General features: G+C 59.2%; 16 protein-coding genes, 1 tRNA gene and 2 rRNA genes (1 of these 19 cut by a window edge). 14 read left to right on the top strand and 5 right to left on the bottom strand.

The window, feature by feature from the left end:
* From I6L47_RS12665 to I6L47_RS12650, 4 genes are all read left to right on the top strand, one after another.
* Nucleotides 1-1634: ribosomal RNA gene (locus I6L47_RS12665) — 23S ribosomal RNA — on the top strand (it extends 1256 nt beyond the left edge of the window).
* A gap of 120 nt (nt 1635-1754) precedes the next feature.
* Nucleotides 1755-1869 (top strand): 5S ribosomal RNA (rrf, locus tag I6L47_RS12660).
* Between the two features lie 97 nt (nt 1870-1966).
* Nucleotides 1967-2043 (top strand) — tRNA-Asp (locus I6L47_RS12655).
* 512 nt (nt 2044-2555) lie between these two features.
* The gene (locus I6L47_RS12650; protein WP_216947549.1) at nt 2556-4508 is read left to right on the top strand and encodes a ligand-gated channel protein; all 1953 of its coding nucleotides are present in this window, start codon (nt 2556-2558) and stop codon (nt 4506-4508) included.
* 67 nt (nt 4509-4575) lie between these two features.
* On the opposite strand, the gene I6L47_RS12645 is transcribed toward I6L47_RS12650, so the two are convergent.
* From I6L47_RS12645 to I6L47_RS12635, 3 genes are all read right to left on the bottom strand, one after another.
* Nucleotides 4576-5964 carry a transporter substrate-binding domain-containing protein gene (locus I6L47_RS12645; RefSeq protein WP_216947548.1) on the bottom strand — a complete coding sequence of 463 codons (1389 nt, stop codon included), beginning with the start codon at nt 5962-5964 and terminating at the stop codon, nt 4576-4578.
* Between the two features lie 140 nt (nt 5965-6104).
* Entirely contained in the window at nt 6105-7466 is a 1362-nt protein-coding gene (locus I6L47_RS12640) for an ATP-binding protein (RefSeq protein ID WP_005356852.1), read from the bottom strand.
* Nucleotides 7467-7499: 33 nt separating this feature from the next.
* Nucleotides 7500-8222 (bottom strand): response regulator, encoded by a 723-nt coding sequence (locus tag I6L47_RS12635; protein ID WP_088868240.1) that lies wholly within the window; start codon nt 8220-8222, stop codon nt 7500-7502.
* Nucleotides 8223-8421: 199 nt separating this feature from the next.
* Between I6L47_RS12635 and I6L47_RS12630 the strand changes: the two genes are divergently transcribed.
* The gene (locus tag I6L47_RS12630) at nt 8422-8772 is read left to right on the top strand and encodes a hypothetical protein (protein WP_005355311.1); all 351 of its coding nucleotides are present in this window, start codon (nt 8422-8424) and stop codon (nt 8770-8772) included.
* 191 nt (nt 8773-8963) lie between these two features.
* Nucleotides 8964-10958: a methyl-accepting chemotaxis protein gene (locus I6L47_RS12625; protein WP_216947547.1), complete on the top strand. Its 1995-nt coding sequence runs from the start codon at nt 8964-8966 to the stop codon at nt 10956-10958.
* Between the two features lie 92 nt (nt 10959-11050).
* Here the strand turns inward: I6L47_RS12625 and I6L47_RS12620 are convergent, their stop codons facing one another.
* Both I6L47_RS12620 and I6L47_RS12615 read right to left on the bottom strand, forming a co-directional pair.
* Nucleotides 11051-11470, bottom strand: a complete 420-nt coding sequence (locus I6L47_RS12620; protein ID WP_040068712.1) for a hypothetical protein — start codon at nt 11468-11470, stop codon at nt 11051-11053.
* Nucleotides 11471-11569: 99 nt separating this feature from the next.
* Nucleotides 11570-12484, bottom strand: a complete 915-nt coding sequence (locus tag I6L47_RS12615) for a LysR family transcriptional regulator (protein ID WP_013723378.1) — start codon at nt 12482-12484, stop codon at nt 11570-11572.
* A gap of 258 nt (nt 12485-12742) precedes the next feature.
* Here I6L47_RS12615 and I6L47_RS12610 point away from each other — a divergent pair, with 258 nt between their 5' ends.
* The 8 genes from I6L47_RS12610 to I6L47_RS12575 all read left to right on the top strand — a co-directional run bounded on the left by I6L47_RS12610 (nt 12743) and on the right by I6L47_RS12575 (nt 25598).
* Complete coding sequence (locus tag I6L47_RS12610) at nt 12743-13075, top strand: hypothetical protein (protein WP_041202176.1); 333 nt, start codon at nt 12743-12745, stop codon at nt 13073-13075.
* A 30-nt stretch (nt 13076-13105) separates the two neighbouring features.
* Nucleotides 13106-13792 (top strand): pirin family protein, encoded by a 687-nt coding sequence (locus I6L47_RS12605; RefSeq protein ID WP_005336514.1) that lies wholly within the window; start codon nt 13106-13108, stop codon nt 13790-13792.
* A gap of 39 nt (nt 13793-13831) precedes the next feature.
* Entirely contained in the window at nt 13832-14224 is a 393-nt protein-coding gene (locus tag I6L47_RS12600) for a DoxX family protein (RefSeq protein ID WP_216947546.1), read from the top strand.
* 258 nt (nt 14225-14482) lie between these two features.
* On the top strand, nt 14483-17836 hold the full coding sequence (gene recC / locus I6L47_RS12595) for an exodeoxyribonuclease V subunit gamma (RefSeq protein ID WP_216947545.1): 3354 nt from the start codon (nt 14483-14485) through the stop codon (nt 17834-17836).
* Nucleotides 17836-21444: an exodeoxyribonuclease V subunit beta gene (recB, locus tag I6L47_RS12590; RefSeq protein ID WP_216947544.1), complete on the top strand. Its 3609-nt coding sequence runs from the start codon at nt 17836-17838 to the stop codon at nt 21442-21444. Before recC ends, recB begins: the two co-directional genes overlap by 1 nt.
* On the top strand, nt 21441-23504 hold the full coding sequence (gene recD / locus I6L47_RS12585) for an exodeoxyribonuclease V subunit alpha (RefSeq protein ID WP_216947543.1): 2064 nt from the start codon (nt 21441-21443) through the stop codon (nt 23502-23504). The genes recB and recD overlap by 4 nt, the downstream gene beginning before the upstream one ends.
* A 491-nt stretch (nt 23505-23995) precedes the next feature.
* Nucleotides 23996-24466, top strand: a complete 471-nt coding sequence (locus tag I6L47_RS12580; RefSeq protein WP_216947542.1) for a hypothetical protein — start codon at nt 23996-23998, stop codon at nt 24464-24466.
* Between the two features lie 505 nt (nt 24467-24971).
* Nucleotides 24972-25598: a hypothetical protein gene (locus I6L47_RS12575; protein WP_216947541.1), complete on the top strand. Its 627-nt coding sequence runs from the start codon at nt 24972-24974 to the stop codon at nt 25596-25598.
* Nucleotides 25599-25856 lie beyond the last annotated feature (258 nt).

Below are 25856 nucleotides of genomic sequence, written 5' to 3'. Positions count from 1 at the left end.
CGATAAAGGGGGTGAAAAGCCTCCTCGCCGGAAGACCAAGGGTTCCTGTCCAACGTTAATCGGGGCAGGGTGAGTCGACCCCTAAGGCGAGGCCGAAAGGCGTAGTCGATGGGAAGCAGGTTAATATTCCTGCACGACTTGTAATTGCGATGGGGGGACGGAGAAGGCTAGGTGGGCCAGGCGACGGTTGTCCTGGTGAAAGTGCGTAGGTGGTGTTTCTAGGCAAATCCGGAGACACAACACTGAGACACGAGACGAACACACTACGGTGTGGAAGCCATTGATGCCCTGCTTCCAGGAAAAGCCTCTAAGCTTCAGATTACAAGTCATCGTACCCCAAACCGACACAGGTGGTCGGGTAGAGAATACCAAGGCGCTTGAGAGAACTCGGGTGAAGGAACTAGGCAAAATAGAACCGTAACTTCGGGAGAAGGTTCGCTCTTGACAGTGAAGTCCCTTGCGGATGGAGCAGTTGGGAGTCGCAGTGACCAGATGGCTGGGACTGTTTATCAAAAACACAGCACTCTGCAAACACGAAAGTGGACGTATAGGGTGTGACACCTGCCCGGTGCCGGAAGGTTAATTGATGGGGTTAGCGCAAGCGAAGCTCTTGATCGAAGCCCCGGTAAACGGCGGCCGTAACTATAACGGTCCTAAGGTAGCGAAATTCCTTGTCGGGTAAGTTCCGACCTGCACGAATGGTGTAACCATGGCCATGCTGTCTCCACCCGAGACTCAGTGAAATCGAATTCGCCGTGAAGATGCGGTGTACCCGCGGCTAGACGGAAAGACCCCGTGAACCTTTACTACAGCTTGGCACTGAACATTGAACCTACATGTGTAGGATAGGTGGGAGGCTTTGAAGGCGTGACGCCAGTTGCGCTGGAGCCGTCCTTGAAATACCACCCTTGTATGTTTGATGTTCTAACGCAGGGCCCTGAATCGGGCTCGCGGACAGTGCCTGGTGGGTAGTTTGACTGGGGCGGTCTCCTCCCAAAGAGTAACGGAGGAGCACGAAGGTTGGCTAATCCTGGTCGGACATCAGGAGGTTAGTGCAATGGCATAAGCCAGCTTAACTGCGAGACGGACAGGTCGAGCAGGTACGAAAGTAGGTCATAGTGATCCGGTGGTTCTGAATGGAAGGGCCATCGCTCAACGGATAAAAGGTACTCCGGGGATAACAGGCTGATACCGCCCAAGAGTTCATATCGACGGCGGTGTTTGGCACCTCGATGTCGGCTCATCACATCCTGGGGCTGAAGTCGGTCCCAAGGGTATGGCTGTTCGCCATTTAAAGTGGTACGCGAGCTGGGTTCAGAACGTCGTGAGACAGTTCGGTCCCTATCTGCCGTGGGCGTTGGATGATTGAAGGGAGTTGCTCCTAGTACGAGAGGACCGGAGTGAACGAACCTCTGGTGTTCGGGTTGTCACGCCAGTGGCACTGCCCGGTAGCTAAGTTCGGAATCGATAACCGCTGAAAGCATCTAAGCGGGAAGCGAGCCCTGAGATGAGTCATCCCTGACCCCTTGAGGGTCCTAAAGGGCCGTTGGAGACCACAACGTTGATAGGTGGGGTGTGTAAGCGCGGCGACGTGTTGAGCTAACCCATACTAATTACCCGTGAGGCTTAACCATACAACACCCAAGAAGTGTTCTAAGGCTTGTAGCAAATAGAACGAACTACTCAAATTCAGTGATAGTGACAAGCCAAGCGCAACATCACTACTCACGTCAGCTTTCTAGATTAAGAATTTGCCTGGCGGCCATAGCGCCGTGGAACCACCTGATCCCATGCCGAACTCAGAAGTGAAACGCGGTAGCGCCGATGGTAGTGTGGCATTCGCCATGCGAGAGTAGGACACTGCCAGGCACCGAATTAAACAGCGATGTGAAGAATCACGTCACTGGCTGCGAGGATGACACCTCAGAAGAAGCAGCAGAAGATTTAGCGCAAGCTAACCGAATGCGGAGCGGTAGTTCAGTCGGTTAGAATACCGGCCTGTCACGCCGGGGGTCGCGGGTTCGAGTCCCGTCCGCTCCGCCACTAACTTGAAAGGCCTTCCCGATTGGGAAGGCCTTTTTGCTATGGGCGTTTTTGTCCACAAGACCCACAGATTTGCATACCAGAATCAACACATAGCCCAGTCTGGCGACTGGGCTATGGTGCTTTTAGTCTGCTGGTGAGCTGCCGGCATCCCACCACGATGACGTTCCGCTGCGAGCTGATAGAGCTTGAGGATTAAATCAGGCCATATTGCAACGGTACGTCATCGCTTCCACTTGTTTGTGTAATCCCCTTTTTTGCTTATGGATTTATTCCATTAAAACAGTCTCTTATCAAGAATTAGCGATTCTGCGGCAAGAATACCACACGAATCAAATGATAATGATTATTGTTTGAATGATCCCGTCGGGGTCGTTACAATGCGGGCTGATTAATAAAGTGCTTTTCAAATGAGCCTTTTCTAATGCTGCGTCTGGCCGGATGCCAGGGCGTTGTAATGAGTGAAGTAAGGGAATACGTCACCTTCCTACTAATAATGTTCAGGCTAAAACATGACAACAGTGAAACCGAACAAGCTTGCCTTGCTGATCTGCTCCCTTCTTGCGACCCAGGCCTATGCTTCCGAACAAGAGGTGATGGTCGTCACCGCTTCCGGCTTCCAGCAGAAGATTGAAGATTCTGCCGCCTCCATCTCCGTGATTACCCGCGAACAGCTGGAGAAGCGAGCCTATCGCGACGTGACCGACGCACTGAAGGATGTCCCCGGTGTCGTGGTGACGGGGGGGGGTAGCAGCAGTGATATCAGCATTCGCGGTATGGGGTCGAAATACACCCTGATGCTGGTTGATGGCAAGAAGGTGGATAGCCGTGGCACTCGCCCGAACAGCGATGGTCCGGGTATCGAGCAGGGCTGGCTGCCGCCACTGCAGGCGATTGAGCGCATTGAGGTCGTCCGTGGCCCTATGTCATCCCGTTATGGTTCCGATGCCATGGGGGGCGTGATTAACGTGATTACCCGCAAGACCACCGGTCTGGCTTGGCAGGGCTCGGTTCATGCTGATTCTACCTTCCAGGAGAACAAGGATGCTGGCAACAGTTTCCAGACCGATGCCTATACCGCAGGTTCACTGATCGATGGCGTGTTGGGGCTGCGTTTCAATGGTCAGCTCGCACATCGTGGTGAAGACAAATTTATCCAGGGTTTTGCCGAGCAGGAGACTCGCAGTGGCACGGCTGTGCTCAGCTTCAAGCCTGATGACCATAACCGCTTCGATCTGGAAGCCAGTCGCAGTCTGCAGGATCGGGATCGCACGGCCGGCAATTCGCTGGCTGCCAAGGCGAAAGATAGCCTTAACCGCTACGAGCGCACCAACTATGCGCTGACCCATGATGGTCAGTATGATTTCGGCTCCTCCAGCAGCTATCTGCAGCAGGAGACCAACACCAACCCCGGCCGCAAGATGGAGCTCACCAACACCATCGCCGATACCCATACCCAGTTTATTCTGGGGGATCACTACTTGAGCGTCGGTGGTCAATATCGCTATGAGGATCTGCACGATCAGGGCAATACCCTGAAAGTGGCCAACCCTGCCGAGCAGCTGACCCGCTGGAGCTGGGCGATGTTTGTCGAAGATGAGTGGTCACTCACTGACAGCTTTGCCCTGACCGGTGGCGCACGCATGGATCGGGATCAGAACTATGGTTCTCACTGGAGCCCTCGCCTCTACGGAGTTTGGCATCTGGATGACAGTTGGACCTTGAAAGGAGGCGTCTCGACCGGTTACCGCTCTCCTGACTTGCGGATGTCAGCGGCCAACTGGGGTCAGGTCACCGGTGGTGGTAGCCTGGATGGCATGCTGGTCGGTAATCCTGATCTCAAACCCGAGACCAGCGTGAGTGAAGAGATCGGCCTGCTGTGGAACGGTCATCAGGGCTTTAACGCCGGTGTTACCCTGTTCAACACCGACTTCAAGAACAAGATATCCGAAGTGCGTCGTTGCACCAGCAAGAGCGATCCCGCCTGTACTCTCAATGGTCACAGCTATGACTTCATCAGTGATCGGGTCAACGTCGACAAGGCGAACATGCGCGGTGTCGAGGGGATGATGGATTGGGCCATCAATGAGGATTGGTCGGTCAGCTCCAGCTACACCTTTACCCAGTCCGAGCAGAAGAGTGGTCCACTGGCGGGTCATGCCCTCAACCAGATGCCCCGTCACATGTTCAACGGCAGTGTTGACTGGCAAACCACCGAGGATCTCAGCCTCTGGTCACGGGTCAACTTCCGTGGCGAGACCTCCGAGTACCTGAGTCGGGTCAAGATGGCGGAGGGGACTCCTTCCTATACCTTCTTTGACATGGGCCTGGTCTACAAGGCCAACAAGCATCTGGATCTGACTGCCGGGGTCTACAACCTGTTCGACAAGACGGTGGATTACAGCAGCTATGGCACTGTGCTGGATGGTCGTCGCTACAACCTGGGCGTAACCTACAACTTCTGATAGGGAACCTGTCATGCGGCCGCCATCTTCCGATAGCGGCCGTTTTTATTGCGTGTCCGTCAGGGGACTATGCCTGATAGGGGGCGGCTTGCCAGGTATTGCGCCCCAGTCTCTTGGCCTGATACATGAGGGCGTCAGCCTGCCGTAGTAGCTGGTCGGCATCAGCCTCTCTTTCTGCGGCTACCCAGACTGCCCCAGTGCTGATGGAGAGGGTCACCTCGCCGCTGCTGGTGTGCAGGGTTTGCCGGTTGCTCTCCAGGCAGATACGCTCGGCCCATTGTTCTGTCTCGGCCAGTGTGGCCAGCGGCAGCAGCATGCAGAACTCTTCGCCGCCGATGCGGGCCAGCAGAGCCTCTTCGGGCAACAGGTTGGTCACAGTCGTGGCCAGCTTTTCCAGCAACAGATCCCCGATGCCATGACCAAAGCGGTCATTGGTCTCCTTGAAGTGATCCACATCGAACAGCAGCAGAGCACAGGGAGCCCCGCTTGCCAGTCGTTGCTCCATGGCGGGCATGAATGCCCGTCGGTTGAGCAGGCCGGTCAGGGGATCTGTACTGGCTTGTTGCTCCAGTCTGGCGTTGGCGCGGCTCAACTCGGTGGTACGGCTGGCAACGGCGCGGCGCAATTGCACTATGTAGGCCACCATGATCAATGCCCCGGCCAGAAGTAGCCAGGGACCGAGATGGATGGGGTAGACGGTTTCGACATGCATCCACTTGCGGATGATCCGCTCCCGATCGCTCTCTTTGAGCTTGGCGAAGCCCTCTTCCAGCCGGTTTAACAGGGCAAGGTCGCCCTTTCTCACTGCAAAGCGGATCTGGTCGGTATAGAGGTGGCGAACCGGAATAAAGCGGGTGGGATCATCGGAGGTATAGATGTAGAAGTTTGCGACCTGCAGATCGGCGATAAAAGCCTTCAATTCCCCCTTGAAGGCCGCCGCCAGCAGGGTGTCATTGTCATTGAAGGTCTGCAGTCTGGTGCCGGGGAAGTAGCGTCTGGCGTAATACTCCTCGTAGCCACCGGCTACCACTCCGACCGTTTCATGGAGCAGGTAGTAGTGGACATCGGTGCCGCGCAATTCGCTCGAGAAGAAGAGCTGGGAGTCGAGCTGGGCGAGAGGCCGGCCATAGTCGAACAGTTTGTCCCGCTCCGGTGACCAGAGCAGTCCGGCGTGAACATCCGCTTTCCCCTCATGGAGCAGGTCGAGGGAGCCTTGCCAGTCGACCAGCCTGAACTCGATCTTCTGGCCGGTCACCCGGGCATATTCACGCCACAAATCGATCAGCAGGCCATCCGGCTGGCCCGACTCATTGATATAGGAGAAGGGCTGCCAGGCTTTGGAGTTGGTAATGATGAGCGGCTCTTCCGGGGCTTTGGCCCAAGCAGGCAGGGCAAGGGCGAGCAGCAGGAGCCCCCACACGATACTGACTATGACTCCTGTCCTGGAAGAGGCCATCCTTGCTCCAATCCGTTGCCGTATACCGTCCCGTGGTCACCGATTATCACCGTCTTTCTGATCGAAGAACAAGCGCTCAAATGATGAAGTTTGCATGATGCAAATGGCGCCATGACAAGGCTGGCGGATAGAGTAACTACTTACAGCGGCAGGCTGATCCGTGCCTCCAGTCCCCCCTGTGGCCGATTGAGCAGGGTCAGCTCGCCGCCGTGCTGATGCACCAGAGTGCGGGCAATTGAGAGCCCGAGCCCCACGCTGCCGGACTCGGTGTTGCGCGCTTCATCGAGCCGCACGAACGGCTTGAACACATCCTCGAGCCGCGCCGGATCGATCCCCGGCCCGTTATCGCAGACCCGGATCAACAGCTCCTCCTTGCGCCGCTCCAGCGACACTTCGGCGCTGCCGGCATATTTGATGGCGTTGCCGATCAGGTTCTGCAGCACCCGGCGCAGGGTGTTGGCCCGGCAGGCGTAGACCTCTTTGCCCTCCGCCAGACAGGTGACCGGCTGGCCGGTATCGGCATAGTCATCGCACAGGCTGACCAGCAGGCTGACCAGATCCAGCTCGCGAGTGGCCTCCTGCTGCCCCTCCTCGCGGGCAAAGCTGAGGGTCGCGGCCAGCATCTGCTCCATCTGTTGCAGGGTCTGCTGGATCCGCTCCTTGTCCTCGCCATCGGCCAGAAACTCGGTGCGCAGCCGCAGGCTGGTGATGGGGGTACGCAGATCGTGGGAGATGGCCGCCAGCATCCGGGTTCTGTCCTGCACGAAGCGGTCTAGCCGGGTGTGCATCCGGTTGAAGGCCTGAATCGATTCGCGGATCTCGGTCGGTCCCTCCTCTTTCAAGGGTTCGATATCCTCGCCCCGCCCGAGTCGCTCCGCATTGCCTGCCAGCTGCTTGAGCGGGCGGGTGGCACGGCGAAACAGCAGCACCATCAGTCCGATCACCAGACTGGCGACCAGCATCAGGTTGAGGGTGGTCTGCCACGACCAGCTGCCCGCCTCCTTGTCGACCAGCGAACTGAACTGCAGCCAGCCCCCCTGCGGCAGTTCGATGGAGCCGTAGAGCCGCATATCCCGCGGCGGGGGCGGCCCCTTGCGATCTCGCATCATGCGGGCATGATGTTCCCACGCTTTGCTGCGCTGGTTATCCTCTTTCAGCTCGGCGCTGATCTCGACAGTGAGGCCGGGGGGGTAGTTGAGGCGCGAGCGCACCAGCTGCTCGAAGCGGGGGCTGCGGTTATCCGGTTGCAGCGGCTCGTCGGAGAGGCGCAGCAGCAGGGTCTCACTGCGGCTCGCTTTGAGGATCTCGTCATAGAGGGACGGAGGAGAGAGGGAGAGCAGTCTGACCACAGAGATGATCCGCTGCATGGCGTTGCGGCTGTTGACGAAGCCGAGCGCCTCCTCCCGATCCGTGCGGTAGATCTGGATACTGAGCAGCTGGATCAGGATCAACCCCGCCAGCGCCACCAGAATGATCTGGCCGGTCAGCCCCTTGGGCCACATCCGTGCCCACAGTCGTCGCAAAGTGCCCACTGTTTAAACCTGTGTCACGTCGGCGGAGAACATATAGCCGCCACCCCAGATGGTCTTGATCAGCTCCGGATTCTTGGGATCCCGCTCCAGCTTGCGGCGCAGGCGGCTCACCAGGGTATCGATGGCGCGATCAAAGGCCACCGCCTCGCGGCCACGGGCCAGATCCAGCAGTTGATCCCGGCTCAGCACCCGTTGCGGGCGTTCGAGAAACACCTTGAGCAGATCGAATTCGGCAGTGGAGAGGCTCAGACCGACCCCATCTTCGTCGACCAGCTCCCGACGATTGACGTCTAGCAGCCAGCGATCGAAGCGCAGGTCCCGGGTCAGGGTCTCGGCGGCGGGCTGGGTCTCGGCCTGGGTGCGGCGCATCACCGCCTTGATGCGCGCCAGCAGCTCGCGCGGATTGAAAGGCTTGGCCAGATAGTCGTCGGCCCCCATCTCCAGCCCTATGATGCGGTCGGTCTCTTCCCCCATGGCCGTGAGCATAATGATGGGCAGGTTCGATTTGACCCGCAGCTCGCGGCAGAGGGTCAGACCATCTTCACCCGGCATCATCAGATCCAGCACCAGCAGGTCGAACTCCCGCTCCTCCAGCAGTCGCTTCATCTCCTTGCCATCCCGGGCGCAACTGACCCGAAGGCCGTGCTGCTCCAGAAAGCGCTTCAAGAGATCGCGGATCTCGCTGTGGTCGTCGACCACCAGAATGTGGGTGCTGCCCTGATTCATGAATACCTCCCCTGCTTGGCGTTGGCACGAGTATACGAAAATCCGCCCGGCGGTTTGTGTCAAAGTGTGCCAGATCCGCACGATGCCACACTCTGCTACAAAAAAGGTTGATGCTGGCAAAGTTCAGACACCGATAGGGTGTTTACTTGAGGGCAAGGCAAGAGCGCCGAACCAGAATCATCCCTACAGGAGATAGACCATGAAAAAGCTGACCAAAACCCTGCTGACCGCCACCCTGATCCTTGGCCTGCCGCTGGGTGCCTATGCTGCCAGTGAAGCGGCCCCCACTGGCCAGCCCGGTGCCATGGTGGATTGCCCGATGGATGGCGGCGGCATGATGGGTGGCAAACACCACGGTGGTCGCCACGACAAGATGGCCCGCATGCAGAACATGACCCCGGAGCAGATCCAGGCCAACTTGCAGCAACGTTATGATCGTATCGAGGATCCTGCCAAGAAGGCGGAGTTCATCAAGAAGCTCAACGAGCGTGCCGCCGGCATGACCAAGCACGCCGAAGCGATGAAGCAGTTCGCCGAAGCGAACCAGTAACAGCGCCAGCTGTTATCAACCCAAGGGTGGCCGAGGCCACCCTTTTGTGATCGTATCGATCCATTTTCGCTCGAATCCTTATCTTGCTGTCGCTTATGTGAGCGATGGCAAACGCGCCGTGAGCGAATTGCAAGATAATGCCCACTCATATAACAAGCTGCAGTTAGCAGTGGCCGAAAACAGGAGAGGGTATGGGTTGGGATCTGGGGACAATCAAGGGGCGATATACCGCCGTTTTTCTGGGATTCATGGTGGCGGTCTGTGTGCTGACCGTAATCGGTATCCAGTTATGGGTCAAACCCGAGCTGCAACGGGCGGGTGAGCAGAATCTGGTGCTGCGGGTCAGCGAGATTGCGACCGACATTCGCGATCAGCTCAACGGGGTGCAGAGCCAGTCACGCAGTATCACCCAGCTGGTGGCCCAACTGCCGAGTGAGCAAATCGATGCTGTTCTCCCTGCTCTGATCAATCAATATGGCAATGCCATGGTGTTTGGTGGCGGCATCTGGCCGATGCCGGATCAGCGGGAAGCCGGTCGCATCAAGTTCAGTACCTTTTTCCATCGGGATGGTGCGAACAAGCTGATCCCCAACACCTACTGGAACTCGGCCGAGGCGCCCAACTATTTCGAGCAGCCCTGGCACAGAGCCGGGCAGCAGGCGGAGAAAGGCATGTGTGTCTGGGCGGCGGCTTACAAGGATGGTGCCAGTCAACAGCCGCGAACCAACTGCGCCATGGGGATCTATCGTGACGGTTCCCTTTACGGGGTGTCCACCATCGATGTGACGCTGGGTTTCTTCAATGATCTGGTCGCCAAAAAAGAGCATGAGATCGGTGGTCAGGTGATGATCGTTGAGGCCGACGGCAAGATCCTCAGCAAGAATGGTCGTTTGAGCGGGGATGTGGTGCTGGGCAACCTCTCATCTCACGGGGACTATCCCTTTGCCAGCGCCATCGCCAGCCTGCTGGGGCAAGGTAATGGCGCCGCGTTGCAGCGCACTACCTTTCAGGATTTGGGTGAAGAGCAGACATTGCTGATGCAACCCATCGAAGGAACCCCCTGGCTGTTGGCGGCGGCGCTGCCGACCAGCACCCTGACCCACGACAGTCAGGAGGTACTCAAGACGCTGGCAGCGATCCAGCTACCGCTAGTGGTGCTGCTGTTTGCGCTGATGTTGATGGCCATCAAGCAGCTGGGCAGTCGACTCGACACCCTCAAGCAGAACATCGATGCGCTCTCGGCCGGAGATGCTGATCTGACTGCCCGGATCCGGGTCAAGGGGCGCGATGAGCTGGACCATATCGCCCAATCGGTGAACCGCTTTATCGCCTATCTGCAGCAGATGATGGTGCAGGTGACCGAGACCACAGAGCTGATTACCCGTGAATTGGCCCAGCTGGATCAGCAGACGGGGCAGGCCAGACGCATTCTCGGTGAGCATGCCGCCGAGACCGATCAGATAGTGACAGCCCTGACCGAGCTCAGCTCCACTGCCGACAGTGTGGCGCACCACGCGAGCGATTCCGCCAGCTTTACCGAGTCTGCCAATGGTCAGGCGATTCAGTCCCGTCAGGTTGTGGGTCAGGCCTCTGCCAGTGTGGCGGCGCTGATCGATGAAGTGGATCTTGCTGCGACCAAGGTATTGGGGATGCAGGAAGATGCTCGCCAGATCAGCAGTGTACTCAGCGTGATCGGCGATATTGCTGCCCAGACCAACCTGTTGGCACTCAACGCGGCCATCGAGGCGGCGCGGGCCGGTGAGCAGGGCCGTGGTTTTGCCGTGGTTGCTGATGAGGTGCGCGCACTGGCGGCTAGAACCCAGAATAGCACTGCCGAGGTGGGGAGCATTCTCTCCCGGTTGACGCAGGGGGTGGCGGAGGCCGTGGTGGCCATGGAGCACACCAAGCAGAGCTGCCAGGCGGCGGCCGAGAATACCGAGCAGGTGACAGGCGGGCTCGACAAGATGGCGGATGCCGTGGTGCAAATAAACGATCTGGGTACCCAGATTGCGACTGCGGCAGAGGAGCAGAGCCGGGTGACCGAAGAGATCAACCGCAACATGGTCACCATCCGCGACATGGTCAATCTGCTGGTGGATAACGGTCAGAATACCGAACAGAGTTCGGCCACCCTGCTGGAGTCCAATCGCCAGCTGGTGGCGTTGGTACATCGCTTCAAGGTGTAACAAACCGATAATGAAAGAGGGGGAGCCTGATGCTCCCCCTCTTGCTATCTGTGCCGATGCGGGCGTGCAGCCACTCCACCGGACGAGCAAACTTAGCCCTGAGCCTTGTCGGTCAGGTCTACTTTCTTGACGGTATCACCTTCGAACTTGATAACGACGTTCTTCTTGGCTGCGTCGGTATCTTTCAGCAGGGTTTTGGTGGTTTCTGCCAGCAGCGGAGAGGCCTTGTTCAGGGCATCCAGATCATAGGTCCACACTTCCAGACCGGATTCGGTCTTGGTGGTGGCAGGAGCGCCCAGCTTCTCTTTAATTGCCTGCTTGTTGGAGCCGCCTTCCTTGATATCCAGTGCCTTCTTGATGGCTTCGTTGGATGCGCTGTCCACTGCACCGGATACGGCGGTATTAGCTGCATCCTTGACGCTGCTGGTGACGCTGTCGGTCAGCGAATCCATCAGGCCGGCATTGGCAAACAGGGGCAGGGTGGTGAGGGCAACCAGCAAACTCTTTTTCATTTTCTACAGCTTCCATGGGTTCAATGAGGCGGCTATGAAATCAGCAAAGATATTGGGCGTCAAGTGAGGCATGCAATTAACATTTCTGTTAACTGGATCTCATTTCTCACCAGTTGCAAATAGTTTTGGTATCTCCCGCACCAGCCAGCTCTTGGCCTTGCCCATGGTGTCTCGCCGCCAGGCCAGCACCACCTGCAGCTGATGGCGATATTCGGGGCTGATCACCTTGAGCCGACCGGCCCGGATGTCCTCCTCAATCCAGCTCTGTGGCATGGTGCCGACCCCGATCCCTGCCAGCAGGGCATCCCGTTTCTCCGTCATGGTGCTGACAGTGAGGCGTGGCTGCTTGTCCAGCAGGCGATAGGTGAGCACCGGCTTGCGCAGGGCTGTGTCGGCCACCGCGATGGCGCGGTAGCGGCGCAGGGTTTCGTCAGCCAGAGGCTCCGGCTCCTGATGCAGCGGGTGATCTGGATGGGCGACGTAGAGCATCACCTCGTCCTTGATCACCTGATGCTTGATGCCGGTCATCATGATGTCCGGGTTGATGGAGGAGATCAGCAGGTCGGCACGCCCATCTTCCAGACACTCCCAGCTACCCGCCAGCACCTCGGCCCGCAGCCGCAGTCGGGTATCGGTCTGCTCGGCCAGCTTCTCCACCAAGGGGTAGAGGGCCTGCACCGGGACCAGCGCATCGACGGCGATTGTGATGTCGGTCTCCCAGCCACGGGCCAGCGCCCGGGTCTCGCCTACCAGATGCTCGGCTGCCTCCAGCAGCACCCGGCCGCGCTCCAGCAGCATGCGCCCCGCCGGGGTGAACTTGGTGCGGTGGCCGCTGCGGTCAAACAGCATGGCATCCAGTTCGTCTTCCAGCTTCTGCACCGTATAGCTCAATGCCGAGGGCACCTTGCCCAGCTCGTCGGCCGCCGCCGCAAAGCTGCCGCGGCGGTCGATGGCGTCCAGCACCCGGATTGCTTCCAGGGTCAGCGCCCGCTCCTTGTTCGATTCCTTGGCCATTCCTTACCTTCAATTTTTTTGAATATGTTTGCCAGTTTATCTCGCTAACAAGTTAGGTCATGTCACTTTAATATTCAATCAACGCTTAGGCAGGAACGTCGAGCGGCCAAATATGCGGGTAGTTCCGCACTGTGACACACCAAATCGGTCTGTCTGATGTCGGTGAAAGAACAACACACTATTTGAATAACCTCTTGCATGGATGCATTGATTCTGGCCGAAAAGGCCTTGGCAATGACATATAAAACAAGAGAGTGAATGAACATGAAAAACGTAATCAAGATGCTGGCCGTTGCAGGCCTGATGACCACTGGTTTCGCCCAAGCTTCCGTACCGGCTGACTTCAACGCCATGCCCGGCGTGCTGTTTGTGAACTGGAACGCCACTGCCGCACTGGATGGCAAAGCCAATCCGATGCTGGAAGTGCGTGACGAGTCTGGCGATCTGCTGGCATCAGTCCACGCCAATCTGACAGGCACCCAGCAGGTGCGGATCCCGAGCCGTACCCAGGGCAACCTGACTGTCAGCCTGGCTGACCAGAGCAGTGAATACCGTATTCCGTTCGGTATCGGTAGCGGAAAACAGCGTTAATCAACCGTCCCGGTAGGTGAGGAGCAGACCATGATGCAATTGAGAGCCGCAGAAGCGCGGGGCAAGGCCAACTTTGGCTGGCTGGACGCGCGCCACAGTTTCTCCTTCGGTCACTACTATGACCCGGAGTGGATGGGACACTCGGTACTGCGGGTGATCAATCAGGATCTGGTTGCGCCGGGTGGCGGATTCGCCACCCACCCTCACGCCAATATGGAGATCCTCACCTGCGTGCTGCAAGGCACCATAGAGCACAAGGACAGCCTCGGCCATGCCGAGCAGATCCCGGCAGGGGATTTCCAGCTGATGAGCGCAGGCAGCGGGATCCGCCACAGCGAGTACAACCCCTCGCAGACGGATCCTCTCTCCCTGTTGCAGATCTGGATCGAGCCGAACGAGTTCGGCACGCCACCCGGGTATCAGCAGAAGAAGATCGAGTCCAGACCGGGCATGACGCTGGTGGCGTCACCGGATGGCGAGGCGGGATCGCTGCGGATCCGCCAACAGGCCCGCGTATGGCGGCTGGAACTGGCCCCGGGCGAGACGCTCGAATGGGCACTGGCTGGCCGACACGGTTACCTGCAGATGATTTCAGGGGAGTTGACCGCCAACGGTCTGGCTGCCCGACCCGGCGACGGGGTACTCAGTCGTGATGAATACCGGTGGGAGCTGGTTGCGACCAGTGCCAGCCAAGCTCTGTTATTTGACCTACCCTGAAGCAGTCAGCGGTGATGTGACACAAACGAGGAATATGAAATGGACAAGATGAAAGATGTAGCGCTGCTGGCGGGTCGTGTACTGCTGGCGCTGATGTTCGTAATGGCGGGCTGGAGCAAGATCGGCGGCTATGCCGGTACTCAGGGCTATATGGAAGCGATGGGCGTGCCGGGCTTTATGTTGCCGCTGGTGATCCTGCTTGAGCTGGGTGGTGGCCTTGCCGTCGTGCTGGGTCTCTTTACCCGCAGCCTCGCCGTGCTGCTGGCCGGTTTCACCCTGATGGCTGCCTTTATTTTCCATTATCAGCCTGCCGAACAGATGCAGATGCTGATGTTTATGAAGAACGTCTCCGTTGCCGGTGGTTTCCTGGCGCTGGCGGCGGCCGGAGCAGGGGCTTTCAGTGTGGATGCCCGTCTCGGCAAAAACTGGTAATGCCCTGAAGAGTCAAGTTTTCCAATGCCTTTTGGCCGGTGCAACTGCACCGGCTTTTTTCTGTCTGCGTTTTCCGGATAGGTGAGGCGGCGCGTCAAATCTGCGGCGCCCCTCATGATTCAGCGGTTTGCCCGCCTGCTGGCCACAAGAGCCTTTTGCATCTTCCCCCTCGATCCCCGACAATTCTCACTCTTGTGAAGTGACGGAAATGGCTAGCCTTTTCCCTCGCCCCCTCTCATCCACAGGCGGGAATTGCTCATGTTTACCCTCTACCACTCCAATCAGCTGGATCTGCTCAAAGAGCTGCTGGTGAGCCGCATCCGGCAGGCCCCTCTCTCTCACCCCTTCGATCGGGAGCAGATCCTGGTGCAGAGTCCGGGCATGGCCCAGTGGCTCAAGCTGGAGCTGGCCAAAGCCTTCGGCATTGCCGCCAATATCGACTTTCCGTTGCCCGCCAGCTTTATCTGGGAGATGTTCACCCGGGTGCTGGCAGATGTGCCGCGCCAGAGCCCCTACAACAAGGGATCCATGAGCTGGCAGCTGATGACCATTCTGCCTGCCTTGCTGGAGCGCCCCGCCTTTGCCCCGCTCGCCGCCTATCTGGGCGGGGGAGATGAGGAGGATCCTGCCCAGGAGCCCGAGCAGGTGCGGTTGTGGCAGCTCTGCCAGAAGGTAGCGGATCTCTTTGACCAGTATCTGGTCTACCGGCCGGACTGGATCGCCCGTTGGGAAGAGGGGGAAGAATTGAGTCAGGAGCTGGCCGGAGTGAGCGGTCAGGATTGGCAGCCGGAGCTGTGGCGTGAGCTGGTGGCACGCACGTTGGCGCTCTCTCCGAGCGGTTACCACCGCGCCAACCTCTACGAGGAGTTTATCCACGAGCTGGCACGCACCGCCGATCTGCCGGGCAAGCTGCCGCAGCGGGTCTTCGTGTTCGGCATCTCGGCACTACCGCCGCGCTATGTGGAGGCGCTGCTGGCCCTCGGCAGTCGGCCTGAGGTGGAGGTGCACCTGTTCGTCACCAACCCCTGCCGCTACTACTGGGGTGACCTGCTGGATCGCAAGACGCTGGCGCGCCTCGAAAACAAGCTCAAACCCGGCACCGATATCGAGACCTTGCAGGGCCCCGCCAATCCGCTGCTCGCCTCCATGGGCAAGCTGGGACGCGACTACCTGCATCAGCTGATGGAGCTGGAGGTGCCGCAAATCGAGGCCTTCGTCGATATCGACGAAGTGGATGGCAAGGGCAATGTCAGCCTGCTGCGCGCCATCCAGAAGGATGTGCTGGAGCTGGCCGAGCGAGGCGCCGGTCAGTTCGATCTCGACAGCAGCCACCACAAGAGCCCCATCGATCCGGCGGATGGATCCTTGCAGATCCACGCCTGTCACGGCCCGATGCGCGAGCTGGAAGTGCTGCACGACCGGCTGCTGGCGCTGTTCGAGCAGGACCCGTCCCTCACCCCGAAAGATGTGGTGGTGATGATGCCGGATGTGAACAGCTACGGCCCTTATATTCAGGCGGTATTTGGGGCGCGCGGCCAGATCCCCTTTGCGGTTTCGGATCGGGCGGCGAGTCAGGAGAGCCCGCTGCTGCAAAGCTTCCTCGCCCTGCTCAGACTGCCCAACGCCCGTTTCGGGGCCGGGGAGCTGCTCGCCATTCTCGAGGTGCCCGCCGTGCTGCGTCGCTTCGAGCTGGATGACGACGAGTTCAACCAGCTGCGGGTCTGGGTGCAGGAGACCGGCATCCGCTGGGGGCTGGATGACGGCTACCCCGTCCGTTTCGAGCTGCCGCCCATGTCCGGCAACAGCTGGCTGTTCGGCCTGCGTCGCATGCTGCTCGGCTTCGCCATGGGGGATGGCGAGCCGGTGGCGGGCATCCTGCCCTACGCCGATATCGAGGGTCAGCAGGGGCTGGCACTCGGCAAGCTCGCCTGGTTTGTCGATTCGCTGGCCGAGTTTTTGCCCCGCCTGCAACAGGCCCAGCCGCTGACCGAGTGGAACGCCTGCCTGCTGGCGCTGCTGGAGCGTTTCTATCTGGCCGACGAGGATGAAGAGCGTCAGCTCCAGCTTATTCGCAGCCAGCTGGCCGAGTGGCAGACCCGGCTTGGCGAAGCCCGCTTCGAGCAGCCCATCACCGCCGATCTGTTGCAGGATTACCTCGGCAGCGTGCTGGGGGAGTCCCGCTCCAGCCAGCGCTTCCTCGCCGGTCAGGTCAACTTCTGCACCCTGATGCCGATGCGCTCCATCCCCTTCAAGCAGGTCTGCCTGCTCGGCATGAACGACGGCGTCTACCCGCGCACCCTGCCTCCCATGGGGTTCGATCTGATGGCGGTGGCATCGCGGCGGGGGGATCGCTCCCGCCGTGATGATGACCGCTATCTCTTCCTCGAGGCACTGCTGAGTGCCCAGCAGGGGCTCTATATCAGCTATCAGGGCTTCAGCGCGCAGGACAACAGCGACAAGGTGCCGTCGGTGCTGCTGGCCGAACTCATCGACTATGTGCGGCAGGGCTTCGTACTGGCGGGGGATGAGGATCTCGACGATGAAACCTCCGGCAAGCGGTTGCTCAACCACCTGATGGTGGCGCATCCGCTCACCCCCTACAGCCGCAACTACTTCTACCCGGAGCCGGGTTCGCGCCTCTTTACCTATGCCGCCGACTGGCTGCCCGCCCTCAATCCGGTGCGCGGCGCGGCCAACTTCCAGAGCTGCGAGTTGCCGCTGCCCCCCGAATGGGGCAAGGAGCAGGGGCTGGAGCTGGTGGAGCTGCTGCGCTTCTATCGCCAGCCCACCAAATATTTCCTCAACCGCCGCCTCAAGGTGTGGTTTGAGCTGAACGAAGCCAACATCGAGGACAGCGAGCCGTTCGAGCTGGATGGCCTGCAACATTACCAGCTGAAAGATCTGCTGCTCGATGCCCATCTGGCGGAAGGAGATAGCACCGAGCGTCGTGAACGTTTGCAGCTCACCGGCCTGCTGCCGCAAGGGTGGTTCGGCAGCCTGCTGCTGGACGATCTGGACGCCGAGATGGGCAAGCTGGCGGATCGGCTGCGGCCATGGGTTGCTGCCAATGAGTCAGAAAAGCAGGCGGTGGAGATCGATATCTCTCTCACTCAGGGCCAGCTGCAAGGGTGGATCGACACCCAGAAGGGGCGCTTGCTGGTGGTCAAACCCGGCAGCTTCAACGGCAAGGATCTGCTGCTGGGCTGGATCCAGCACCTCTGCCTCTCATTGAGCTGCGCCCCCGGCGACACCCTGCTGTTCGATGCCAAACAGAGTCTGCGACTGCCCAAGCTCTCTGCCGACGAGGCGCGCCCCAAGCTGGCGGCGCTGGTGGCGTGCTGGGCGCAGGGGATGAAGCGGCCACTGCCGTTTTTCCCCAACACCGCCTGGGATTGGCTCAAGGCGATCGAGAAGGATCCCGACAAGCCGGAGGCGGCCGACAAGGCGGCCCTCACCCGTTTCAACGGCGGCTGGATGAGCAATGGGGAGGGGCAAGACGTTTACGTCGCCCGCTGCTTCCCCGAACTCGATGACGAGGTGCTTGGTCAGTTGCAGGCGCTTGCCCGCGAACACCTGACCCCGTTGCTCAAGACCCTGGAGGAGCTGAAATAATGGCTAACCCGCTCAATACATTGCGTTTTCCCCTCCATGGTGAACGACTGATCGAAGCCTCCGCCGGTACCGGCAAGACCTATACCATCGCCGGTCTCTACCTGCGCCTGCTGCTGGGCCACGGTCCGCTCATCGAAGAGGGCGCCGATGTGGGTCAATCCAGCGCCCACGAGCGGCCGCTCTCGGTGACCGAAATTCTGGTGGTGACCTTTACCGAAGCGGCCACCGCCGAGCTGCGCGGGCGGATCCGCGGTCGCATTCACGAGGCGCGCCTCGCCTTTATGCGCGGTCATAGCAGTGACACCCTGCTGGCCCAACTGCTGGCCGAGGTGGAGGATCACGAATTGGCGGCCCGTCGCCTGCTGGCTGCCGAGCGGCAGATGGATGAGGCGGCGGTCTTTACCATCCACGGCTTCTGCCAGCGGATGCTCAAGCAGAACGCCTTCGAGTCTGGCGCCCTCTTTGAAACCGAATTTCTCACCGACGACAGCCAGCTCAGGCTGCAGGCGGTGAGCGACTACTGGCGTGCCGAGTTCTATCCGGTGGATAAACCTCTCGCCAGCGCGGTGCGCGCGCTCTGGCCGAGCCCCGCCGCCCTGCTGCGGGAGATGGGCAGCTGGCTCGACAACAGCGAGCTGGAGATCCACCCAGCCTTGGGGGACGAGACCCTCGCCGCCCGCCATCAGGCGGCCATGAGTCGCATCGCGGCGGTGAAGAGCGAATGGCTGGCGCAGACGGACGAGATCCGCCGCCAGACGGATGGGCAAGTAAGCCGCTACACCGGCAAGAACTACGAAGGCTGGCTTGCCAAGATAAGCGACTGGGCGCAAGACGAGGCCAGTGGCTACGCCATCCCCAAGGAGCTGGAGCGCTTTGGCCAGACGGTACTGGAGGAGAACCTCAAGAAGGGGGGCGCCGTGCCGACCCTGCCGCTGTTCAGTCAGATAGACGAGCTTCTGGCCAGCCGCCCCGGTATTCGGGATCTGATCCTGCAACGGGCGGCCAAGGTGGTGCGCAGCCGGATGCAGGCCAGTAAGCGCCAAGCCCATCAGCTCTCGTTCGATGACTTGCTCAAAGACCTCGACGGAGCGCTTGGCTCCAGCCTTGGCGAGCGGCTCTGCGAGCGCATTCGCGCCACCTACCGGGTGGCGATGATCGACGAATTTCAGGATACCGATCCCCAGCAGTACCGCATCTTCCATCGGCTTTACGGCGGTCACACAGACACGGCGCTATTGATGATCGGTGACCCCAAGCAGGCCATCTACGGCTTTCGCGGCGCCGACATCTTTACCTACATTCAGGCGCGGCGAAATGTGAGCGCCCACTACACCCTCGGGCGCAACTGGCGCTCCAGCAGTGCGCTGGTGGGGGCGGTCAACGGCTTGTTCGAACGGGCCAAGGATCCCTTTATCTACGAGGCGGATATCCCCTTCCTGCCGGTGGAGGCGCAGGGCAAGAGCAAGGCGCTGCTGCTCGATGGAGCCACCGCGCCCGTGCTCCACTGCTGGCAGCTGACCGGCCAGCCCACCTTCAACCGGGGGGATTACCAGAGCAAGATGGCCCGCGCCACCGCCGCCGAGATCCACCGCCTGCTGACGCTGGCCCGCGAGGGCAAGGCGCTGATCGGCGATAAGGCGGTGAAGGCAGGGGATATCGCCGTGCTGGTGCGCACCGGCGCCGAGGGCAAGCTGGTGCAGCAGGAGCTGGCGCGCCTCGCCATCGCCTCCGTCTATCTGTCGAACCGCGAGAGCGTGCTGGAACAGGTGGAGGCGCGGGAGATTTTGCTGATCCTGCACGCCTGCCAGAACCCGAGCGAAGAGCGCAGCCTGCGGGCGGCGCTGGCGACCGGGCTGTTTGATCTCGATGCCAAGGCGCTCGATGGGCTGGCCAGCGACGAGCGAGCGTGGGAGAGCGCGGTGCAGGAGTTTATGGAGTACCGCAAGATCTGGCACCGCCGCGGCGTGCTGGCGATGTTGCGGGCCCTGCTGCACCGGCGCAATCTCGCCTCTTCGCTTTTGGCGAGCCCCTATGGCGAGCGGCGGCTGACCAACTTCCTCCATCTCGGCGAGCTGCTGCAACAGGTGAGCAGCGAGCTGGACGGGGAGTACGCCCTGCTGCGCTGGCTGGGGGAGGCGGTGAGTCGCCCCAACGGGCAGGATGCTGAGCAGGTACTGCGCCTCGAATCCGAGCGCAAGCTGGTGCAGATCGTCACCATCCACAAATCCAAGGGGCTGGAGTACCCATTGGTGTTCCTGCCCTTTATCTGCAGCCACAGAACCGCCGAGACCCCGCTCTATCACGAGGCGGACGAGGCGGGCAATCGCACCATTCTCGATCTCACCGGCGCCGAGGGATCCTTGGCGGAAGCGGACAGGGAGCGCCTTGCCGAAGATTTGCGGCTGCTCTATGTGGCCCTGACCCGGGGCGTCTACGCCACCTGGCTGGGGCTGGCGCCGGTGCGGGCGGGTGCAGGCAAGTCGGAGAAGACCGATCTGCACCACACCGCCATCGGCTACCTGCTGCAAAAGGGAGAAGAAGGGGATGCGCAGACGCTGGCGACCGCTCTGACCGAGCTGGCGCAGGCGCTGCCCGGGGTGGCCGTCGGTGAGCCCTCGCTTACCCGTCCGGCCCCGCTGCCGCCAGAGGAGGAGCAGTTGGGCGAGCCGCAGGTGCGCCACTTTAGCGGTTCCCTTGAGCGGGACTGGTGGATCAGCTCCTACTCCGGGCTGGCGGCGCAGGGTCACGGCCACAGCAAGGGCGTACTCGCCAATCCCGGCTTCGATGACGAGGTCGTCACCGAGGCGGCTGCATTGGCTGCCGAGCAACCGGACGAGGCGCCCCAGCCCTCCATCTTCACCTTCCCGAAAGGGGCGCGCCCCGGCACCTTGCTGCACAGTCTGTTCGAGACCATCGACTTTCAAAGCGCCGCGGGCGAGCCGCTGGCAGAGCATATCGCCACCCTGCTGGCGCAAGATGGCTTCGACGAGAGCTGGGCCCCCGTGTTGCAACAGCAGGTGGAGGCGGTGCTCGATACTCCGCTCGATACCGGCTTTGGTGATCCGGTGCGGCTGCGGGATCTGGCCCCCGAGCGCAAACAGGTGGAGCTGGAGTTCTTCCTGCCAATGGGGCGGGTGACGGCACCGGCGCTGACCGCGCTCTGCCAGCAGCACGATCCGCTGTCGCGGGGCAACAAGCCGCTCAGCTTTGCCACCGTGCAGGGGATGCTCAAGGGCTTTATCGATCTGGTGTTCGAGTGGCAGGGGCGCTGGTATCTGCTCGACTACAAATCGAACCACCTCGGCATGAGCCCCGCCGATTACAGTCGTCCGGCGCTGGAGCGGGCGATGGCCGAGCACCGCTACGACCTGCAATACCAGCTCTACTCGCTGGCGCTGCACCGGCTGCTTACCCTGCGCCTGCCGGGCTACGACTTCGAGCAGCATTTTGGCGGCGTTTTCTATCTGTTCCTGCGTGGCATGCCGAAGGGGGGCATTTTCCATACCCGCCCGAGCCGTGAACTGGTGCTGGGGCTGGATAAGTTGTTTAGCGAAGGCAGTGAGCCGTCAACAGCGGGATCCCAAGCATTGAACGAGGTAGAAGCATGAGCGGCACCATGATCAGCACCGCAACCAGCGCAATGATGGTTGAACGGTTGAAAACACTGGCGCTGGCTGGCCGCATCCGCCAGCTGGATCTGCAATTTGCCAAGCTGGTGGCCGACCTTGGCGGCAGCCCCGAGTTGGTGCTGGGGGCGGCGCTCACCTGCTTCGAGCTGGGGCGTGGCCATGTCTGTTTGCCGCTTGAAATGTTGACTGCCGGATCACTGCGGCCGTTCGGGCTGGATCCCCAGCAGAGCCGGGATCTGCTGGGGGATCTGGCGGATCCTGCCCGCTGGCCCGCCCTGTTTGCGGCCAGCCCCCTGGTTGGCACCGAACAGAATGAGGGGCTTGCCCCGCGCTGGCCGTTGCGGCTGTGGCACGGGCGGCTCTACCTCACTCGCTACCACGATCATGAGCAGGGAGTAGCCCGCCATCTGCGCGCCCTGAGCGAGCGAGCCGAATGGCCGGAGATAGCCCCCGCCCTGTCGCGGCTGTTTGCCCGCGACTATGGGCTGGTGTTCGCGGCGCTGCTCAAAGCCCGCCTCGCCCCCGACTTCTCGGCCCGCCACTTTATCGAAAAGTATCTGGATCTGGTGTTCCCCAATGAAGTGGATTGGCCCGCCATCGAAGGGCTGTTGGCCAGCGCCCAGGCGGCGAGCGACTTGAGCAAACTGGATGCGCTGGTGCCCGAGATGCTCTGCTGCAACGGCCAGAAGCTGGCGGCGGCCACCGCGGCGGCGCGCCCCTTTGCGGTGATCTCCGGCGGCCCCGGCACCGGCAAGACCACCACGGTCGCCAAACTGCTCGCCATTCTGGTGGAGACCGGCCTGCAAGCAGGCAAGGCGCCAGCGATCCGGCTGGTGGCCCCCACCGGCAAGGCGGCGGCGCGCCTCACCGAGAGTATCGGCTCTGCCCTGCAGGCCCTCGATCTGCCCCCCGAGTGGGTCGAAGCGATCCCCACCGAAGCGGGCACCCTGCACCGGCTGCTCGGGGTCATTCCGGGGCGCAGCCAGTTCCGTCACCATGCGGGCAACCCGCTGCACCTCGACTTGCTGGTGGTGGATGAGGCCTCCATGGTTGACCTGCCGATGATGGCGCGCCTGCTCGATGCGCTGCCGAGCCACGCCCGCCTGATCCTGCTCGGCGACAAGGATCAGCTCGCCTCGGTGGAGGCGGGGGCCGTGCTCGGCGATATCTGCAGCTTTATCGAACAGGGCATCAGCCCGGCGCAGGCGGATTGGCTCTCCCGCCAGACCGGCTACCGCTTGCAGGGCACGCCAGCAGGAGCACCGGTGCGTGACAGCCTCTGTTTGCTGGCCAAGAGCTGGCGCTTTGATCAGCATTCGGGCATCGGCCAGCTGGCACGCGCCTGCAACAGCGGCGATGCCACGGCGGTGGAATCGGTCTGGGGCATGGGCTTTAGGGATATCAGCCTGCACCCCTGGGCCGGGGAGGCCTATGACGCCCTGATTGCCCAGGGGGTGGCCGGTTACGGCAGCTATCTGAAGGCGGCCCGCGCGGGGGAGGCGCCCGCCGCCGTATTCAAGGCATTCAACAGCTTCCAGATCCTCTGCGCTTTGCGTGATGGCCCGTTCGGGGTGCTGGGGCTTAACGAGCGGCTGGAACTGGCCCTGTCACGGGCAGGCCTGATTGCCCGCGATGGCGACTGGTATGCCGGTCGTCCGGTGATGGTGGTGCGCAACGATCACGGCGTCGGCCTCTACAACGGTGATATGGGGCTCTGCCTGCCCGATGAAACTGGGCGGCTTAAGGTCTGGTTTGAGCAGCCGGATGGCACTCTGCGCGCCCTGCTGCCAAGCCGCTTGCCGCCCCACGAGACGGTCTACGCCATGACTATCCACAAATCCCAGGGTTCGGAGTTTGCCCATACCGTGCTGGTGCTGCCCGACAGCCCCAGCCCGCTGCTGACCCGCGAGCTGGTCTATACCGGCATCACCCGCGCCAAGGCGAAACTCGATCTCTACGGCGATCGCGCCCTGCTGGCACAGGCGGTACGGAAAAAGACCGAGCGTTATTCCGGATTGGCTGAGAGGTTGGGGGAGTGAGGACTGTAAAAATGAGGTGGGAGCCTGCATAGATTTACCCCATACCCCGTGAGCACACCGAGCACGCTGAGCACAGCGAGCACAGAAATGGTCTCTAAGTTATTGATTTAAAATGGCTGGTTTGTGGCAAAATTTTCAACTCAAAAATGAGTTGGGGGTGGGTTAACTTTCTCGGTTATGGTTTCAAGCATTTATGGGTATGTAAATCATGAAAGGTAGATTCTAAGTCATTGATAATGAAGGTATTTTTGAAATGCCTTAGTTGTTAGAAGGCTCAGGCTGCTTTCACATACTCAAGTGGCCTCTTCTGAGCCCAACAATAAGAGCGCAACATAGGAAATTAAAATGACGAACAAACAAGCTGACTTATCTTCAGAACTGCAACCCACAGCTACTGTGCCAGCTTTAAAATTAGATCCATCTCTGTTATTGAATTTTACAAAAGCTCAGAAGACTAAAAAAAGAGTAAGGCCCATCGAAATGTAATGAAGATGAGAGAAAAGATGTGGCCGGATCTTGATGAGGACATCCTTTGGCAGAGGAATCTTCATGATGGTTACTCATCTATTCCTAGAACTATGTCAATAATGATGAATATCATCGATGACTTGGCAAAAAAACATACCGGGAAATCAGTTCCTGCGGGTAAGACATATTTTTGTCTGTGGTGCAGGGTGTGGGATGAAAATATGTTGATTATTGAAAATGAAGCTAGTTATGCCGTAGAAGCAGGGTATCTAGGCGAAAGAAATGTCAGTACTTGGCGTAAGCATATGAAGACTTTGCATGAACTTGGTTTTATTGATGTGAGGTCTGGTGCATACGGGCCATATAATTTCATTCTTTTATTAAATCCATACTTAATTATGAATAAGTTAGAGAGTGAAATTTCTACACAGTCGTTCAACCTGCTATTACAAAGAGCGATTGAAATCGGTGCAGATAAAGATCTTGCCAAATAAATAAAGAGGTAGTCATGAAAGAAAATTATAGACTTATTCTTTTACTCGGAATTGAAATTGTTCGCTTGGTTCGACTTATATTTATCATGTCTAAGTAAGTTTAATCTGTGAACATTAATGTTATGTCTCGTATGTTGGGCTTCGCAGGCTCAGCACCAACCTACCGATTGTGTAGGTTGGTGCTGAGCGTAGCGAAGCCCAACGTTTGCTGCGTAATATCTTTTTTCCTCCCCCTCATCCCCGACCCTTCTCCCGCAAGGGGAGAAGGGAGGTTTGGCCCCGTGGCTATATCTCGAATTTACACGCGATTGCCAACGCCATATCCCTGATGCTGGATGATCCCCTCTCCCTCCGGGAGAGGGCTAGGGTGAGGGGAGCAGGTTGACACAATGCCCATTTCGTAAAATCGGGTAGGGTGCAATGAACGAAGTGAATTGCACCGCCCATATTTATCTTGCAAAATGGTGGGATACTTTTCGTTTTTAATAAAAAATCAGGCAGTAAAATGACAATTCATAGTTTTAAAAGCGAACAGCACAAAAACATGCTGCTTGGGGTTGGCTTTATATGCCTGGTTGTTCTATGGTTGGCAAGTATCTTATTCAAGACAAAATTATCAGATAAAACACTTATTGCTGACTTGGTTCCTGAATCGCTCACCTACATTACTATCAGTGCGTTATTTGGATTGGTTGGTGCGATAGTAACTGCTTTGCGATGTTCCAGACGTCATGCCTTAAAATATATTGCAAAAGCGTTTGGTAATTGCTTCTTTATGATGCTTATAACGTCATGGTATGGCTATGATATGTACGTCTATTATTATCCAGATGAAGTGGTCAGTTATGATACGGAATATAAAGTGGTTCATCCCGGACCATCCAAAGGCAAATACGGCCGTTGTGAGGCAGGCTTAAAAATAAAAGATAAGCATACAGGGCATTGGTTTGATCTTTGTTACAGTGATAGTGAGCTTGGTAAGGCACAGATTCGGAATTATGGTGAGGTATGGGTGAAAACTAGGGTTAACGAGGCGGGTTCATACCTGGAGAGCTACAAGGTATATCCAGACAAATCTTATTTTTCTATCCCCTCACCGCCAACCGCTCTCCAGCAAGTAAATAAGGGATAATCTCGTTCCCGCGCCCAGATTAAGTTTCTCCAATCGAACCGGTGTGGTTGGCGATCATATTTCCGGTGCTGCTTTATCCCCTCTCCCTCTGGGTGAGGGGAGCGGGTTGGCACAATATGCTGCACTTGGTCACCCCTCTTGCGCCGCCCGATTATTCCATCCCCCAAATGACTGAATCGTGAGTTAAATCCGGTAAATGGGGCGCGCTTGAGCCACACTTATGGCCACCCTGATTCAGCCTGCGCCGTGAGTGGCCGA

This window comes from Aeromonas sp. FDAARGOS 1417 (assembly GCF_019046985.1).
Lineage (GTDB): Bacteria > Pseudomonadota > Gammaproteobacteria > Enterobacterales > Aeromonadaceae > Aeromonas > Aeromonas veronii.
This window is presented reverse-complemented; position numbering and strand designations above follow the sequence as displayed.

Excerpts from the sequence above, each read along its gene's own strand:
- I6L47_RS12650 (WP_216947549.1), top strand. The coding sequence starts at position 2,556 with ATGACAACAGTGAAACCGAACAAGCTTGCCTTGCTGATCTGCTCCCTT.
- I6L47_RS12645 (WP_216947548.1), bottom strand. The coding sequence starts at position 5,964 with ATGGCCTCTTCCAGGACAGGAGTCATAGTCAGTATCGTGTGGGGGCTC.
- I6L47_RS12640 (WP_005356852.1), bottom strand. The coding sequence starts at position 7,466 with ATGTGGCCCAAGGGGCTGACCGGCCAGATCATTCTGGTGGCGCTGGCG.
- I6L47_RS12635 (WP_088868240.1), bottom strand. The coding sequence starts at position 8,222 with ATGAATCAGGGCAGCACCCACATTCTGGTGGTCGACGACCACAGCGAG.
- I6L47_RS12630 (WP_005355311.1), top strand. The coding sequence starts at position 8,422 with ATGAAAAAGCTGACCAAAACCCTGCTGACCGCCACCCTGATCCTTGGC.
- I6L47_RS12625 (WP_216947547.1), top strand. The coding sequence starts at position 8,964 with ATGGGTTGGGATCTGGGGACAATCAAGGGGCGATATACCGCCGTTTTT.
- I6L47_RS12620 (WP_040068712.1), bottom strand. The coding sequence starts at position 11,470 with ATGAAAAAGAGTTTGCTGGTTGCCCTCACCACCCTGCCCCTGTTTGCC.
- I6L47_RS12615 (WP_013723378.1), bottom strand. The coding sequence starts at position 12,484 with ATGGCCAAGGAATCGAACAAGGAGCGGGCGCTGACCCTGGAAGCAATC.
- I6L47_RS12610 (WP_041202176.1), top strand. The coding sequence starts at position 12,743 with ATGAACATGAAAAACGTAATCAAGATGCTGGCCGTTGCAGGCCTGATG.
- I6L47_RS12605 (WP_005336514.1), top strand. The coding sequence starts at position 13,106 with ATGATGCAATTGAGAGCCGCAGAAGCGCGGGGCAAGGCCAACTTTGGC.
- I6L47_RS12600 (WP_216947546.1), top strand. The coding sequence starts at position 13,832 with ATGGACAAGATGAAAGATGTAGCGCTGCTGGCGGGTCGTGTACTGCTG.
- recC (WP_216947545.1), top strand. The coding sequence starts at position 14,483 with ATGTTTACCCTCTACCACTCCAATCAGCTGGATCTGCTCAAAGAGCTG.
- recB (WP_216947544.1), top strand. The coding sequence starts at position 17,836 with ATGGCTAACCCGCTCAATACATTGCGTTTTCCCCTCCATGGTGAACGA.
- recD (WP_216947543.1), top strand. The coding sequence starts at position 21,441 with ATGAGCGGCACCATGATCAGCACCGCAACCAGCGCAATGATGGTTGAA.
- I6L47_RS12580 (WP_216947542.1), top strand. The coding sequence starts at position 23,996 with ATGAGAGAAAAGATGTGGCCGGATCTTGATGAGGACATCCTTTGGCAG.
- I6L47_RS12575 (WP_216947541.1), top strand. The coding sequence starts at position 24,972 with ATGACAATTCATAGTTTTAAAAGCGAACAGCACAAAAACATGCTGCTT.